The organism is Bradyrhizobium frederickii, assembly GCF_004570865.1.
GTDB lineage: Bacteria > Pseudomonadota > Alphaproteobacteria > Rhizobiales > Xanthobacteraceae > Bradyrhizobium > Bradyrhizobium frederickii.
In genome coordinates this window covers 186,171-201,937 of the sequence record NZ_SPQS01000011.1, presented here as the reverse complement: position 1 = coordinate 201,937, position 15,767 = coordinate 186,171, and the positions used below count along the sequence as shown (strand labels likewise).

Annotated in this window: 10 protein-coding genes, 1 tRNA gene and 2 pseudogenes; 6 read left to right on the top strand and 7 right to left on the bottom strand. The window is 63.7% G+C overall.

Features of this window, described 5'->3' with window-relative positions; translation table 11 throughout:
• Window positions 1-24: 24 nt before the first annotated feature.
• The 3 genes from E4K64_RS20835 to E4K64_RS20825 are packed head-to-tail and all read right to left on the bottom strand — an operon-like array spanning window position 25 to window position 3,975.
• The gene (locus E4K64_RS20835; protein ID WP_135165182.1) at window positions 25-1,974 is read right to left on the bottom strand and encodes a molybdopterin biosynthesis protein; all 1,950 of its coding nucleotides are present in this window, start codon (window positions 1,972-1,974) and stop codon (window positions 25-27) included.
• Between the two features lie 12 nt (window positions 1,975-1,986).
• The gene (locus E4K64_RS20830) at window positions 1,987-3,093 is read right to left on the bottom strand and encodes a molybdopterin-binding protein (RefSeq protein ID WP_135165181.1); all 1,107 of its coding nucleotides are present in this window, start codon (window positions 3,091-3,093) and stop codon (window positions 1,987-1,989) included.
• Between the two features lie 54 nt (window positions 3,094-3,147).
• On the bottom strand, window positions 3,148-3,975 hold the full coding sequence (locus E4K64_RS20825) for an ABC transporter substrate-binding protein (protein WP_430642519.1): 828 nt from the start codon (window positions 3,973-3,975) through the stop codon (window positions 3,148-3,150).
• A gap of 268 nt (window positions 3,976-4,243) precedes the next feature.
• Between E4K64_RS20825 and E4K64_RS20820 the strand changes: the two genes are divergently transcribed.
• Window positions 4,244-5,137: a substrate-binding domain-containing protein gene (locus E4K64_RS20820; RefSeq protein ID WP_135165179.1), complete on the top strand. Its 894-nt coding sequence runs from the start codon at window positions 4,244-4,246 to the stop codon at window positions 5,135-5,137.
• 100 nt (window positions 5,138-5,237) lie between these two features.
• On the top strand, window positions 5,238-6,464 hold the full coding sequence (locus E4K64_RS20815) for an ABC transporter substrate-binding protein (protein ID WP_135165178.1): 1,227 nt from the start codon (window positions 5,238-5,240) through the stop codon (window positions 6,462-6,464).
• A 128-nt stretch (window positions 6,465-6,592) separates the two neighbouring features.
• Here the strand turns inward: E4K64_RS20815 and E4K64_RS20805 are convergent, their stop codons facing one another.
• Window positions 6,593-7,555 carry a TAXI family TRAP transporter solute-binding subunit gene (locus tag E4K64_RS20805; protein WP_135165177.1) on the bottom strand — a complete coding sequence of 321 codons (963 nt, stop codon included), beginning with the start codon at window positions 7,553-7,555 and terminating at the stop codon, window positions 6,593-6,595.
• 106 nt (window positions 7,556-7,661) lie between these two features.
• On the opposite strand from E4K64_RS20805, the gene E4K64_RS20800 reads away from it, so the two are divergent.
• The 3 genes from E4K64_RS20800 to E4K64_RS41900 all read left to right on the top strand — a co-directional run bounded on the left by E4K64_RS20800 (window position 7,662) and on the right by E4K64_RS41900 (window position 9,670).
• Complete coding sequence (locus E4K64_RS20800) at window positions 7,662-8,636, top strand: Bug family tripartite tricarboxylate transporter substrate binding protein (RefSeq protein ID WP_135165176.1); 975 nt, start codon at window positions 7,662-7,664, stop codon at window positions 8,634-8,636.
• 343 nt (window positions 8,637-8,979) lie between these two features.
• A tRNA-Ile gene (locus E4K64_RS20795) sits at window positions 8,980-9,055 on the top strand.
• Window positions 9,056-9,514: 459 nt separating this feature from the next.
• The gene (locus tag E4K64_RS41900; protein WP_430642518.1) at window positions 9,515-9,670 is read left to right on the top strand and encodes a hypothetical protein; all 156 of its coding nucleotides are present in this window, start codon (window positions 9,515-9,517) and stop codon (window positions 9,668-9,670) included.
• A 173-nt stretch (window positions 9,671-9,843) separates the two neighbouring features.
• Here the strand turns inward: E4K64_RS41900 and E4K64_RS20785 are convergent, their stop codons facing one another.
• The 3 genes and pseudogenes from E4K64_RS20785 to E4K64_RS41760 all read right to left on the bottom strand — a co-directional run.
• Window positions 9,844-11,202, bottom strand: coding sequence for a metal-dependent hydrolase family protein (locus tag E4K64_RS20785; protein WP_126259918.1), 1,359 nt, complete (start codon window positions 11,200-11,202; stop codon window positions 9,844-9,846).
• A gap of 754 nt (window positions 11,203-11,956) precedes the next feature.
• Window positions 11,957-13,242: pseudogene (locus E4K64_RS20780) on the bottom strand (GntP family permease); the annotation flags it as partial.
• Window positions 13,241-13,943, bottom strand: a pseudogene (locus E4K64_RS41760) (patatin-like phospholipase family protein); the annotation flags it as partial. The pseudogenes E4K64_RS41760 and E4K64_RS20780, both read right to left, overlap by 2 nt.
• Before the next feature lie 238 nt (window positions 13,944-14,181).
• Here E4K64_RS41760 and E4K64_RS20770 point away from each other — a divergent pair.
• Window positions 14,182-15,201 carry an Lnb N-terminal periplasmic domain-containing protein gene (locus E4K64_RS20770; protein ID WP_135165175.1) on the top strand — a complete coding sequence of 340 codons (1,020 nt, stop codon included), beginning with the start codon at window positions 14,182-14,184 and terminating at the stop codon, window positions 15,199-15,201.
• Window positions 15,202-15,767 lie beyond the last annotated feature (566 nt).

The following is a 15,767-nucleotide window of genomic DNA, read 5'->3' as shown; positions in this document are numbered from 1 at the left end:
CGCGCGATGTCTCCAGCACCCTCGCTACGCGGGCCGGAAGCCGGCCCGCTCCAGCGCCGCACGCACCTCATTCGAGCCGAGGGCATCGAGAAACGCCTGCACCGCTGGACGGCCTTTGCGCGCGGTCACCAGCGCAAAGTCATAATGCTCTTCCGCGAGCGGAATGAAACCGAGGCCGGCCGCATCGGCCACCGGCGCAATGGTCATGCCCCAATCGGCGCGATGCTGCGCGACGGCCGCCGCGACGGCGTTGTGCGAGCGGGGCTGGTTCCAATAGCCTTCCGGGCGCGCGCCGCCGAGCAGCCGGTCGATCAGGATGCGGGTGCCGGCGCCCTGGTTGCGGTTGACCATGATGCAGGCGGGGTCAGTGAGCGCGCCGGCCACCGCCTCCTTCGCATCAAGGCCCTCGAAACGCCTGTCGCCCTTGCGGAAGACAATGCCCTGCATCCGCCGCCAGCCCGGCACGAGTTCGAGCCCCTCGACGAGATAAGGAGTGTTGTAGGTTTCGCTCTTGTCGTCGAACAGGTGGATCGGCGCGACATCGCATTCGCCGCGCTTGGCGGCCGCGAGGCCGCCGAGACTGCCGACGGCGATCGAGCGCACGGTCAGGCCGGCATGCGCGAGCCCAGCGCTGACGAGATCGAGACCGGTGCAATGGCTGCCGACGATGACGAGATCGGGCACGCGCACATGCGGCGTGAACAGCGTCACCTCGGTTGCGGTCCCGGCCGGCATCTGGTCGGCGAGCGCGTCGATGCGCAAGAAACCGTCGGCCTGCGCGAAGGACGTGATCGCGCCAGAGCCCTTGCCGGAGGGATAGGCGATTAACCCATTCTTGCCCTCGACCAGCGAGACCATGACGAATTCGGTGCGGCCGAGCTCGGACGCAATGCGCACCGGCACGGTCGCGTTCACCTTGGCATCGGAGCGTGGCGGCAGGCCGGCCAGCCTGCGCAGCACCGGCACGATCATGTCGTGAAAGGTGAACATCGCCGAGGTCGGAAAGCCCGGCAGGATCACCACCGGCTTGCCGTCGCACACCGCAAGACACAGCGGCTTGCCGGGCTTGAGCGCGACACCATGCGCGACGATGCCGGGCTTGCCGAGCCGGCCGATGATGCGATGGGACAGGTCGCCCGCACCTTTCGAGGTGCCGCCTGACAGCACCAGCATGTCGGCATCCGCTAGCGCGCCGCGCATGGCAGCTTCGAGCTTGGCTTCATCGTCCGGAATGGCGCCGAGGAAGACCGCCTCGCCGCCGTTCTCGTCGATCGCGGCCGCGACGATGGCCCCGTTGGTGTCGTAAATCCCGGCAGGGGCGAGCCTCTGGCCGGGCTGAACCAGTTCATCGCCGGTGGAGATCACGGCCACAAGCGGCTTGCGCGCGACCTTCACCTCGGCGATGCCGCAAGCCGCCAGCATGCCGATCTCGCGCGAGCCGATGATGGTGCCGGCACGCAGCAGCGCCTCGCCGCGCGCGATGTCGGATCCCGCATAGGACACGAATTGCCCCGGCGAGACGGCACGACGAACCTCGATCGTGTCGGACCCTGCCGGCTGGGTGTGCTCGACCATGACGACGGCGTCGGCGCCACGCGGAAGCGGACCGCCGGTGGCGATCGCCGTCGCGGTTCCCGGCGTAACTTGCAGCCTTGGTGCGGTGCCGCACTGGATCGTTTCGCCGTTCAACCCAAGACGCACCGGCTTGCCTTCGCCCGCCGCGACGAGATCCGCCGACCGCACGGCAAAGCCGTCGACATTGGAGCGGTCGAAGGGGGGAACGTCGATCGGCGCCGTGACGTCTTCGGCGAGCGCTGCACCGAGCGCATCGGCAAGCTTGCGCGGCTCGGTTGGAATCGAACGCGGGAACAAGGCCGCCTCGAAGCGCGCCAGGGCCTCCTCCCGCGAGAGGATCTTGAGGAACTGCGCCTGTTCGAAGGCGCTGCGGTCTTGCGACTGGGGGATCATCGTCATGCCGAACCCATATCACTCCCGGATCAGATAGGCATCGACCGGCGCGCCTGCCGCAAATCCCTCGCTGTCGCCGGGAACGAGCAGCCATGCGTCCGCACCGGCCATGGCGTGGAAGGGCCATTCCCCGACAGCAAGCGGCGTCCAGGCATCGCGTTCCTCGGCCAGCAGAACGATCTCGGCGATGCCGCCGCTGGATGCGATCTTGCGCGCCAGCGGCAAGGTGATCCGTCGACGCGTCCGACGCGCTGTCAGGCGATCGACGAGCGGCTGCACCAGCGCGAGCCAGGCCGCGAGCGCAGCATCGGGCGAGCCGGGCAAGGCCACCACGGGAACCGGTCCGAGCCGGCCGACCGCGGCAGTACGTCCAGGTTGAAGCGCAAGGCCGTGTGCCTTCACCTCGCCCCGCCGGGCCAAGGCCATCACGGCGGCATCCCGGCGGCCGATTCCGCTGCCGCCGACGGTCAGCAGGAGATCACAAGAGGAGGCGTCAAGCGCGTCGGCAATCGATGCTTCGTCGCGCGCACCGGCTTCGCGCGGTTCGACGTCCAGTCCTGCCGAGCGCGCGAGACCGGCGATCAAGTTCATCGTTGCCGTTGCACCCGGCACATTGACGATGCGCAGCCGCGGCCGCCGCACGCCGAGCTTCGCCAGGCCCGCAACACGTGCGAGCAGCAGATCGGCCGCACCGACCGGAGAGCCCTCGGCCCCGGCAGGCGTGCGTGCCGCGATGTCGCTGCGTGCGCGCCTGACGCCCTGCCCCGGCACGGCTTCCGCCAGCACCTGCACGAGCGGCCCGGACACTTCCACCGCGCCGGCATCGAGCACACAGTCGCATCCCACCGGCATCGCTTCGCCAGCCTCGATCCATGCCGGGGCTTTCGTCAAAGGCAGCGGCGAATAAGAGGACGCGCCGACAAGATCATTGGCGCGGAGCGCCCAGCCGTCCGTGGCGGCCATGTCGTGCGGCGGATGGGCCGCAAGCAACGGAGTGCCCGCCGCGATGCAGCCGGCCGCATCGAGCAGCGGCAACTCCACCGGCGCAAGCGGCGCGAGCCCGTTCAGCAATGCGGCGAGCGCGGTGTCGAGCGGCGTCAGCGATGGCGGCAGGCGCTGGGTCATGCGCCATGGTGGACCATGCATCGCCCGCTTTGGCAACCGCCGGCGATGCGGGCCTCAGCCGCCGGACCTGTCCGAATTCGGGAAGAACAGCTGCTGGCCGTCGACCTTGTAGCCGGCGATCGCCGCCTGCCCCTCCGGCGAGGTCAGCCAGTCGATGAAGCTCTGCGCGAGATCCTTCTTCACGTTCGGAAACTTCGCAGGATTCACCAGCATCACGCCATACTGATTGAGCAGCCGCCGGTCGCCTTCGACGACGATGTCGAGATCGCCGCGATCCCTGAACGAGATCCAGCCGCCGCGATCCGACAGCACATAGGCATTCGCGGCGCGCGCAGCGTCGAGAGCCGAGGCCATGCCCTGCCCCGCCTCGCGATACCAGGCGCCCTTGGCAGCCGCGATGTCGATGCCGGCGACGATCCAGAGCGCGAGTTCCGCGGCGTGGGTGCCCGACCGATCGCCGCGCGTCACGAACGGCGCGCCCTTGGCTTCGATCGCCTTCAGCGCGGTGACGATGTCCTTGCCCTTCACCGCCGCGGGATCGCTCTTCGGCCCGATCAGAACGTAGTCGTTGTACATCACGTCGAAACGCTTCACGCCAAACCCGTCGGCGACGAATTTCTCCTCCTGCGGCCGCGCGTGCATCAGCACGACGTCGGCCTCGCCTCGTCGCGGCCCATTGAGCACCTCGTCGGCGCGCCGCGCGATCACGGTCACCTCGATGCCGGTCTTGTCGTGGAAGATCGGCAGCAGATAGTCGAGCAGGCCGGATTCCTGGGTCGCGGTCGTCGTGGCGAGGACGATGCTGCGGTCTTCGGCGAGTGACGCCGCTACGCCCGCGGTGAGGCCGCAGAACAGCGCGAATGCAACGGACAGGCGCCCCATGATCAGGTTCCCATTTGGCTATGACGCGATCATGATGCTGATCGAATGCGCCGCACTCGTGACGCGTTTGCGCGCTCCGCGCTCTTCAATCGGGAAATTTCGGCAAGGCTGCGCACTCGGAATCGTTCACCAAAGCAGAAATCGCATGCGAGGATGTGTTGCAAAGCGGCGAGATGATCGGGCATGGTTCCCGCGAACTCTTGAAAATGCAGAATTTCGACCTGCGTCGAACGTCAAGAAGAAGCAAGAATTTGCATAGGAATGCAGGATGGAATTCCTGACGACCAGCGAAGCCGCCGACTATCTTCGGCTCGGCGAACGTAAGCTCTATGAACTCGTCACCACCGGCGCGATCCCCTGCACCAAAGTGACCGGGAAGTGGCTCTTCCCGCGACACGAACTCGATCTCTGGGTGCTGTCGGGCCTCGCGCGTCCGGCCGGCATGCTGATCGCGGAGCCGCCGCCGGTGGTGGGCGGCAGCCAGGACGAACTCCTGGATTGGAGCCTGCGCGAATCCGGCTCGGGCCTGGGATCGATCAGCGAGGGCAGCGTGCGCGGGCTCGAGCGCCTGCAGCGCAACGAGGTGATGGCGGCGGCGGTGCACTTTCACGGGCGGGACGCTTCCGACGATGTCGCCGAGGATGCCAGTATCGAAGCGCTGCGCGCAGCTCCCGACCTGCACGATGCGGTGCTGGTGGCGTTCGTGCGCCGCGAGCAGGGGCTCGTGCTGCCGCCAGGAAATCCCAAGCAGCTGCACGGCCTGACCGACGTGCTCGCGCTCGGCGCCAGGGTGGCGATGCGGCAACAAGGCACCGGGGCGCAGATGCTGCTCGACGTGCTGCTGAAGCGCGCCGGCGCCACGACGCGGGATTTGCGCCGGGTCGAGACGCCGGCTCTCACCGGTCCGGACCTTGCCGAGCTGGTCCGCGCCGGCCAGGCCGATTGCGGCATCGCGACCCGCGCCAGCGCGCGCTCGGCGGGTCTCGATTTCGTGCCGCTGGTCTGGGAGAATTTCGACCTCGCGATGCGGCAGCGCAGCTATTTCCGCCCCGCCATGCAGGCCCTGCTGCGGTTTCTCGCCGAAAGGCGGCTGCGCCAGCGCGCCGAGGAGCTGACCGGCTACGATCCTTCGGCCGCCGGCCAGATCCGGTTCGCAGCCTGACATTGACGCCCGCCCCCAAATAGTTGCAAAAGAAACCAATTCAGCCGGGGGCACACCCGGGGCAACACCGGCCAACGCGCCGGATCAGGGGAGGAGACACGTGAATCCAACGAGATTTGGACTACCGGTCGCGGCCGGCTTTGCAGCAACGTTGCTGGCGACGCTGATGTCGGGCGCCGCCATGGCGCAGGTTTCCGACGACGTCGTCAAGATCGGCGTGCTCACCGACATGAACGGGCCGGCGTCGGCGCCGACGGGCCAGGGCTCGGTGACGGCGGCGCAGATGGCGATCGACGATTTCGGCGGCACCGTGCTCGGCAAGCCGATCAGCGTCGTGGTCGGCGATCATCAGCTCAAGGCCGACATCGGCGCCTCGCTCGCGCGGCGCTGGTTCGACGTCGAGCAGGTCGACCTGATCGTCGACGTGCCGGTCTCGGCGGTCGGGCTCGCGGTGCAGAACATCGCCAACGAGAAGAAGCGGCTGTTCATCACCCACTCCACCGGCACCGCGGACTTCCACGGCAAGTTCTGCTCGCCTTACGCGATCCAATGGGTGTTCGACACCCGCGCGCTCGCGGTCGGCACCGCGGACGCGGTGGTCAAGCGCGGCGGCGACAGCTGGTTCTTCATCACCGACGATTACGCCTTCGGCCATTCGCTGGAGCGCGACGCCTCCGCGGTCGTCACCGCCAATGGCGGCAAGGTGCTGGGCTCGGTGCGGCCGCCGCTGGCAACGCCGGACCTCTCCTCCTTCGTGCTGCAGGCGCAGGCCTCCAAGGCCAAGATCATCGGCATCGCCGCCGGCCCCCCCAACAACATGAACGAGATCAAGACCGGCTCGGAGTTCGGCGTGTTCAAGGGCGGCCAGCAGATGGCGGCGCTGCTGGCGCTGATCACCGACATCCACGGTCTCGGCCTGCAGGCCGCGCAAGGCCTGCTTCTGACCACCTCGTTCTACTGGGACATGGACGACAAGACCCGCGAATGGTCGAAGCGCTACTTCGCCAAGATGAACAAGATGCCGTCGATGTGGCAGGCCGGCGTCTATTCCAGCGTGATGCACTATCTCAACGCCATCAAGGAGACCGGCAGCGACGATCCGCTCAAGGTCGCCGCCAAGATGCGCGAGAAGCCGATCGAGGATTTCTTCGCCCGCAACGGCCGTTTGCGCGAGGACAATCTGATGGTGCACGATCTCTGGCTGGTGCAGGTGAAGACGCCGGAGGAGAGCAAATATCCGTGGGACTATTACAAGATCCTGACCACGATCTCCGGCGACAAGGCGTTCGGCCCGCCGGACCCCGCGTGCCCGCTGGTGAAAAAATAACGGTCTCGCAAAGCACACAACTCGTCATGCCCGGGCTTGTCCCGGGCATCCACGTCTCTCCTTAATCGCGGTGACGCGTGGATGGCCGGGTCAAGCCCGGCCATGACGGCAGCGGGTGTGGCTGCGTCCTATTTTGTCACCCCGATTTCACGGAAATACCTGATCACGCCGGGATGGATCAGTTCCGGCCTCGGCGCCGCCGCGACGGTGTTCGAGGCCGTGGTCTCGCAGGCCTGGGCGAGCTTCTTGCAGAACGTCGCCTCAACGCCGTGCAGCGTCTTCGCCAGGCGATAGGCGACGTCGTCAGGCAGATCCTCGCGCGTCAGCACGAAGCTCCACGAGCCCAGCGAAGCGATCGGCGCGTCCTGCTTCGGATAGCTGTTGGCCGGCACCAGCAACGGCTTCAGGAACGAATGCCTGGCGCGGATGCGCGTCATCTCCTCGACATCAGGCGCGATGAAGCGCGCGCCAGACGCGCTCGATGCGACCGCGGCAAAGCCGGGCCAGCCGATGCCGGCGCCCCACAGCGCAGCGACGCGGCCGTCCTCGACCATCGCGGGGCCGTCGCCGGCGCGGTCGAGATAGACGGCCTTGAAGTCCTCGTCCTGCTTCAGGCCGATGCCGTCGAGCACGTAGCGCGCCAGGATCGGCAGGCCCGAGCCCCTGGCGCCGAACGCGACAGGCTGGCCGACCAGATCGCGGATGGTCTTGTAGGGGCTGTCCGCGCGCACCACGAACATGCCGGGATTGGAATAGATCGCCGTCAGGATTTTCAGCCGCGCCGGCGCGCGGCCGATGCCGGCGAAGGCCTCATAGGCCGGCTCGCCCGCGACCAGCGCAAGATCGAGCTCGCCCTTCTCCAAGAGCGGGATGTTCTCGTTGCTGCCCTTGGTGTTGCGCGGCGCGACGGAGATGTGCGGATCGGCCGCGTTCATCACCTCGGCAAAGGCATTGCCATAGAGCGGAAAGCCGCCGCCGGGCGTCGCGGTGCCGAGGCTGAGTGTCGTGGTCGGAATGGCCGTGCCTCCGGTTTGAGCGGCAACCGGGCTCAAGAGCAGCGCCGCGCTGACGAGGATGATTGCGAATCTCATGGTCGTCCCCGAGGGGCTCGCGTCAACACCGACTTGCGGCGAAGTAGGCAGGGAGCCGATTCTGTGAAAGCATGCCCCCAACGACAATAGAACAACGGGAGGCGTCATGTTGCGCATTTTGCGGTGCGGTGTTTTCGGGCTCGCGGTCCTCACAGGTCTTTTCAGCGTCACGCCTCCCGCCTCCGCCGCCTATCCCGACCGCCCCGTGCACTGGCTGATCGGATTTTCCGCCGGCGGCCCGGTCGACATCGTGGCGCGGATCATGGCGCAGTGGCTGTCGGACCGTCTCGGCCAGCAATTCATCGTCGAGAACCGCACCGGCTCCGGCGGCAACATCGCCGCCGCCGCCGCCATCAGCTCGCCGCCGGACGGCTACACGCTGCTGTTCGTCGCGCCCAACAACGCGATCTCGACCTCGCTCTACAAGAAGCTGCCGTTCGACTTCCTGCGCGACACCGTCCCGGTCGCGAGCATCATGCAGCTCACCAACATGCTGGTCGTGTCCAACGCGTTCCCGGCCAAGACCGTCCAGGAGTTCGTCGACTATTGCAAGGCCAATCCCGGCAAGATCTCCTTTGCCTCGTCCGGCAACGGCACCTCGGTGCACATGTCGGCCGAGCTGTTCAAGGTGCTGACCAAATGCGACATGGTGCACGTGCCCTATCGCGGCTCCGCGGTCGCCTTCCCCGACATCATCTCCAACAAGGTGCAGCTGATCTTCGACAACCTGCCTTCGGCCATGGAGCAGGTGAAAGGCGGCACTGTCCGCGCGCTGGGCGTGACCTCGCCGCAGCGTTGGCCGAGCGTGCCCGACGTGCCCGCGATCGCCGAGACCGTGCCGGGCTTCGAGTCGGTCGGCTTCTACGGCATCTCCGCGCCGAAGGGCACGCCGAGCGAGGTGATCGAGACGCTCAACAAGGCCGTCGGCGAAGCGCTGAAGGACCCGAAGCTGGTGGCGCGCCTCACCGAAGTCGGCGGCCTGCCCAAGCCGATGACGCCGGCCGAGTTCGGCAAGCTGGTCGCGAACGAGACCGAGAAGTGGCGCAAGGTGGTGGAGTTCGCGGGGGTCTCGGTGGATTAGCGCGGGGCTCGGCCGCGAGCCTGAGGCTCGCGGCAAGACATCGGGGGGCCCTGGGAGGGCCCCCCGCGTCAAAAGTCGCAAAACAACCCCATGCACAGTAGACGAGGCCAACAATTTCAATGGGTTAGCTGACCCGAAAAAGCCGGCCGCCGCGAGGCGGTTGGCTTCGTCGGGCAAAACAGGGGTATGCAGGCATCATCGCCCGATTTCGGTTATTTGAAAATGAGCAGCGATTCCGCCGGGGCTTGCCGCCCGCCAGGGCCAGCATTGCACCCCCGCCTCAGGCCCTGTAAACGAACCGCGCACCGTTGCCGGCCGCCCTAGCTGCGGCCGCCTCGCGGCGGGGCCTGTAGCTCAATGGTTAGAGCCGGCCGCTCATAACGGTCTGGTTGCAGGTTCGAGTCCTGCCGGGCCCACCAGCCTTCGCTCGCGAAGCGAGTGAAGGCTGCCGCGCCGAAGCCCACTTGGGTGAAGGCGGGCGCTGCACGCGAGCTACGGCTCGGCAAGCCACCCTGCGCCCAATCAAAATATCGAAAAACAACCCCATGCAAAGTAGCCGGTGGTCGCTGGCATAAATGCTTGAAGCGAATCCAGCGAGATCATTTTGACACGTCGGGCAAATCAGTGGCACTAATGCATCGTCGCGCAATTCGAAACGCCGACCGGCCCCCCCCACAGCAGCAGGCTCTTCGGCGCGATTGCAGGCAAAACCTATACAAAACGTGCATGATCTCGATCAAGAACCGCTGATTTTGCTTGGTTTCCCGACAGAGCCCGCTGCCAGACTTGACGGCAATGTTACTCTCCACACGCTAAGCCATACGGCAGCGACCTGGCTCATGCAGCTAGGCACTGACCCATGGCAAGCGGTGAAGGTTATGATCGACACCTACGGTCATCACCATTCCGATTACTTGAAGGAGGCGTCCGGGGCGATCACTCGCAAGCGGGAGACGCCCAAGCGCGTCGTCGGCACCCGCGAGGCGGCCAAGCCAACCATCCGTACTCGCAGCATTCGAGCAATCAGGCCGTGAAAGAATAAATCTGCCGGCGGAAGGCTTGCCAAAGTCCGCTATGCCCGGATAGCAGGTTTCGCAGCGCAGCGAGTCAATCCTGCTTCGCTCGCTATGCCTTGTACGGTGCGCGCAGATTAGGCATGGAATGATCGCAAATCGGCAGTCGACATGCTTGTTCACAGAATCCTAGTCTAACGGGCTAGCGTATTCTTGTAGATATTTCCGTCCTTCATGATGATCTTGAAGTTGTTGGCGGGATCGGCAATCAGGTTGATATTGTCCAATGGATTTCCATCGATAAGGAGCAAATCCGCGAGTGCGCCCTGTTCCACGACGCCGAGTTTGCCGGGATAAGGATTCCGCTTACCGGACAGCCCCAGCAGTTCGGCGTTTGTCGATGTCGCCATGATCAGCGCTTCCGCGGGGGTGTACCAGCGTGAAAGCGAGGCGAGGATGGCCCCTTGTTGGCGTGCCAGCGCGGCGGAGAATAGGACGTCCGTGCCCCACGCCGTCTTGATCTTGTACTTCTTCGCCAATTCGTAGGACCTAGCTATGCCGGGCCAGACCTCATCGGCCTTGGCTCGCTGGACGGAGCCGACTGGAAAGCCCAGTCTCAAGTCCTCGGGGAGAGGCTGCATGCTCAGCCAAACACCCTTCTCTGCCATCAGTTTGGCTGTTGCTTCGTCCACCAGGAAGCCGTGCTCGATACACTTCACGCCAGCCGCAATAGCCCCCCGGATCGCAGCCGTTGTAAAGGCATGTGCGGCGACGTACGTGCCCCAATTCTCGGCCGCTTCAACCGCGGCGCGCAGTTCGGGCTCGGTAAAGGTGGTCACGTCGATCGGACTGAAGGGGGACGACACTCCGCCGCCCGCCGTCAACTTGACCTGGGAGGCGCCCTGCATGAGCTGTTCGCGGGCGCGCACGCGCACCTCGTCGGGGCTGTCCGCCACCATTGCGCCGCCGGTCTGCTCCATGCGGGTGGGCATGCCGCCGATCGTCCGCGGCAGGTCAGTGAGCTGGCGGAAATCCCCATGCCCGCTCGTGACGGTAATGACGGCGCCGGACGGATAAATGCGCGGGCCCTTGACGATGCCCTCGTCGATGGCGCTCTTGAGACCGAACACCGGCCCGCCCACGTCGCGAACGGTAGTGAAACCGCGCATCAGAGTGTCGGTGGCCTCGGCGCCGGCCAGGAGATTGAGGTAGCCGACGTCGCCGAGCGACTGTGCCGGTGTGACCCGGATCAACATCGCATGCCAATGGTTGTCGATGAGGCCGGGCATCAGCGTGCGCTCGCCGCCAGCGATGATGCGGGTATCGGCGCGGCGATCGACTGCAATTGGGGCGGTCGAGATGCGCTCGATAATATTGCCCCTGATCAGGACATTTGACGGGGCGGAGAGCGCGGCGCTCTTGCCATCAAAGATGCGAACGTTCTCGAAAAGCGTGACGCCGGATTGTTCCTGTGCGCCGCTTAGCTGACAGAAGCCAATGGATAGGGCCGAAAGCAGCGATGAAAATGCGGTTTGTCGAAACCATTTTCTCATTTCGCGCGCCTCACTGTTCCGACCGAAGTTCAAAGCCTATGACGGTTGGCGTGATCTGTTGCAAGAAAACGCCACAAGATCGCAGGCATTTCGCTCGAGCGAATGGGAGCCAGGCTCGCTTATGAAAGCAACTCAATTTCGCCACACGTTTCCTGCGCGATCCCAAACCTAGCGATGAATGTATCGCCTTCCGACAACTCGGCCGGATCGCTCGTCGATGGTTAGTCGCAAAAGGTCGCGCCCACGTCGCGTTTCGCCGCTAACAATCCAATGTCGTCCTCGCACACTCGCGCTTCTCACGCGATTGATGCCGTTCCGTTGCGCGATGCGTATCGCCTCACGCCGATCGATTCCACGCGATCTGCGATCGATGCGGATGCCGTCACGGTCGATCGTCACGCTTTGTGCCAATGCTGTCGAGACAGCGGGCATGGTGGGTGCGCAAAGACAAAGAACTAAGATGACAAGAGCAGGTAGCTGACCTTTCTCATGACGCGTCCTCCACGTACTCAACGCGTGTGGCACATCCTTGCAGTCCGATCGCGGCCCTTCGAATCAACCAAAAGCCGGCAAAAATGAGGGCAGCTTCCCGGCTCGCGGATGGCAACTTTACCGTGTTATTCCTGGAACTTAAACGACAGGTAACCTGACACATTGGAAGACAGCATCTGGCCGATATTCCCATTCAAAAGCATCGTCGGCTCCTGCTGAGCTGGCGTTGATCGCTGCTTCAGCACGCTTCCCGCGTCAGGGATCAGAACGAGCCAAATGATGAGCCAAGGATGATGATTGCGGCGAGCGCAATGATCGGACCGACGATGCCGACTTTCACGGTGGGTTGATCCGCAAACGGAGAGCAGTGTAACCACCGCACCGTTGTGCGGTAGACTATCGAGTGTGCCCGAACCGATCACTGCTACGCGGTGCAGCAGCGCGGGATTGAGGCCAACTTCGGCAGCGCGCTGAATGTAAGTCGTTCCGAGTGCATCAAGGGCAATCGTTAGTCCGCCCGATGCCGACCCCGTGAGTGCCGCGAGCAGGTTCGTTGCGACCGCCAACGAGACGAGCAGACCGCCGCCGATATTCAACACCGCGTCCCGCACCACGCCAAAGGCGGGCAGCGCCGCGACCACCGCGCCAAAGCCGACCAGACTTGCGACGCTGATCGCAGGAAGAACCGATGCATTTGCGCCGGCATCCATCGTCATTCGAGGTGTCGGCAGCCGCTTCCTGTTGAGCGCAATGACGGTCGCAATCGCACATATCAGGGCCGTCATGACGGCCCAAACGCCACCAACAGCCGCCAGTGATGTTCCCCCCAGCTTCCGCGAGGAATGATGTATCGAGAGAGGCAAGATGAGAGCCGACATTGTGAGATTGACACCGATGACAACGACGAGGGGCAGCGCGGCGAACGCTAACGACGGCGGGACATCGGTCATCTGACCACGCGAAATCTCTGCCGGATCAAAGTCGCGTGACGCCGTGGCGCGCTCTCGAAGCTTTTCGTCGTCGGCGAGACGATCTGGTGAAAACAGCACGTCGTCGCCGAAGCCTTCAGCATGTTTTTTGGCGCCGTCTCTTCTCGATTGAGCCACCAAAGCCCGAATGCCAGCATGATCAGGGATGCCAGCACGCCCAGTCACGGAGCAGCGAATGGAGTCGTCCCGAAGAAGGGCATCGGAATAGCATTCTGGATCGACGGCGTGCCTGGCAATGCCGACATGGTGAACGTTGATGTGCCCAGCACAACTGCGGCAGGCATCAAACGCCGTGGAATGTCAGCCGAACGGAACAGTTGCTGCGCCATTGGTGCAAGCACGAAAAAGCGACGAAAAGGCTGACGCCGCCGTAGGTGACGAGTGCTCCTGCGCATACGACAGCAAGCACCGCTCGCTGCGAACCCAGTTGGTAAGTCATGAAGCTAGCGATCGCTCCAACCGATCCGCTATCCTCCATTAGCTTTCCAAATAACGCCCCAAGCAAAAATAGTGGAAAGAATTGCGCAAAGAAGCCGGCGGCGCTTCCCATAAAAGTCTTCGCGTGGATTGATCTGCACCAGGATCGTGTCGTGGGCGTCGCTCTCTCTCACGAGCGGTGTGATGGTCGGATTGCCGACATAGCCGCCGTCCCAGAAAAATTCACCGTCTATTTCAACGGCCTGAAACATCGTCGGCAAACACGCGGATGCCATGAGAACGAACGTCTGGAGTGATCTCCGAATTGCGAAAAAATATGCCCGCGGCCAGTGCGGACGCTGGTAGCGGTAACGAACAGCCGCACCGGGGAGCGCGCGAGGCGTTCGAAGTCTATGCTTTTGGCGAGAATGGCACGCAGCGGATTGTGGCCGAACGGATTGAGATTGTAGGGTGAGAAGACGCGCGACGTCATGTCCATCGCAAGATAAAGCGGAGAAGTGTCGAGCGTCCAACGACCCATCAAACGGTCGAGAGGCGAACGTTGCAAGGGACTGAAAACGCTGCTTGCGATACCTGTCTCCAATAGACATCGAGCGCCGCCCGGGCACCCGCGGCTCCGCCCTTTGTCCATCCGTCCGCCAGCACTGCGGCGTTCATCGCTCCGGCGGAGGTCCCGGAAATTGCTTCGACGCGCAGCCAGTCCTCCTCGAGCAGCCGGTCAAGAACGCCCCGGGTGAAGGCGCCGTGAGAGCCGCCGCCCTGCAGGGCAAAGTCAACGAGAACGGGCGTGCGGGAGGAAGCCTCGGTAAGCTCTTGCTGCATTTTCGGCTCCTTGTATTCGGAGGCAGCGGCAGGCTTTGTTGCAGCTTTGATTTCTCAAAAGCGCTTATTATCTCTCACCAAGATTGCGGCCCGATTGTCCGGTCTATACCACAACTCAAGCAAGAGGCGCCAATCAGTGTACACTGCCGGCTGACGCCTCTCTAGCAATATAGTGCGCTCGCCCCGGTGTCCGGCGCACCGATTCTGGGTTCGGCACTGATGCGGCAGGAGGAGGCAGGTGAGTTCAGTCCGGAAGTTCGTATCCACGTCGTTCGGCTGGTCGACCGAAATAATTGGCTTTCTCTGCCGGATCGTACTCGTCACATGGGCCGTTCTGGCCATCTATTACTCGAACTTGCCTTGGGGCGGGCCACGTACCATCTTGGCCGGAGCGTTTGCGGCGTTCGCGATTTGGGCGCTCTGGCTCTCGCGCCAACGGCGCATGTCCGTTGTCTTCCTCGTGATGTTTTCCGCTGTCGTCGCATGGTGGATCGCAATCCCACCCTCGCACAACCGCCATTGGCGGCCGGAAGTCGCGGTGATGCCGCGCGCGGTTATCGAAGGCGACCACGTGCGCCTGACCGGTGTACGTAACTTCGACTACCGAAGCCGGAACGACTTTACTGTGCGCTACGAGGAGCGCGTGGTGTCGCTGTCGCACTTGATTGCCCTTGATTTCTACGTTTCCTACTTTGCCGAGGGGCCGGTCGGACACACGTTCGTGAGTTTTATCTTCGACAATGCGCCGCCACTGGCTATCTCCATCGAGACGCGCCCCGAAGTCGGCGAAGGCTTTGCGCCCGTTGCCTCCTTGTTCAAGCAATTCGAGTTAATCTACGTCGTAGGTGAAGAACCTGACGTCGTAGGCGTGCGTACCAACCATCGTCAGGAGCCGGTGTACCTGTATCGCCTCAATGCATCGGCCGAAGACGTGCGCCGTCTACTGCTGGTTTATTTGACGCGCATCAACGAACTCGCCGATCAGCCAGAGTTCTATCATCTGTTGACCAACAGCTGTACGGTCAACATCGTGCGCTATGCGAATGCGGCCGGCCGGAGGGGCCGGTTCGACATTCGCCATCTCCTCAACGGACTGATCGACAGCTACCTGTACCACTCGGGCCGGATAGACACGACGCTGCCATTTGATGAACTGAGGCGAGGATCCCTGATCAACGAAGCCGCACAGGCGGCCGATGGCGGAGCCGATTTCTCGCAGCGGATTCGCTTATCCTTGCCGACAATAGTCCTGCCTTAACTGGAGAGGACTCATGAGCTTGTGGGTCTAATCGCTGATCTACGACCTCTCGCGGAAATAGCAAGTCCAGCCATGTCCCCTATGCCGCCGAAAACGGAAGCAGATTCACAGCATTGGCTGGAACGCAGGGCATGGCGGTTGATCTCATATGATGCCAGCCGTTCTCCTTTGTTCTTCGGGTCCTGTCGGGGACCCGATTGGGTCCCGCATGAACCTGAACGAACGCAGAAGATCGCAAATTGTCGACGTAGAAAACCTCGAAAAAACAAGGGCGTTCTGCTGATCCAGGCCGCTCATGCAGTCTGGTTGCAGGTTCGAGTCCTGCCGGGCCCACCAGCGGGATCAAGCACCTAGCAATCGCTGAGAGCGGTCGTGTACCGAAAGGTGCGCGGATTGATTTTTGGTCATTCGACTTGGCGCGCTACGGTTTCTCCGCCGGAATCCGACCATCCGGATCCATTTTCAGATACTCACCGCGATCGGTTGTGAAAGCCGTGGTGCTGGGCAACGCCAGGCGCTGTCTCATAAGGCCTGTTGAGCCCAAACACGGGAGCGGCGCCGCCGGG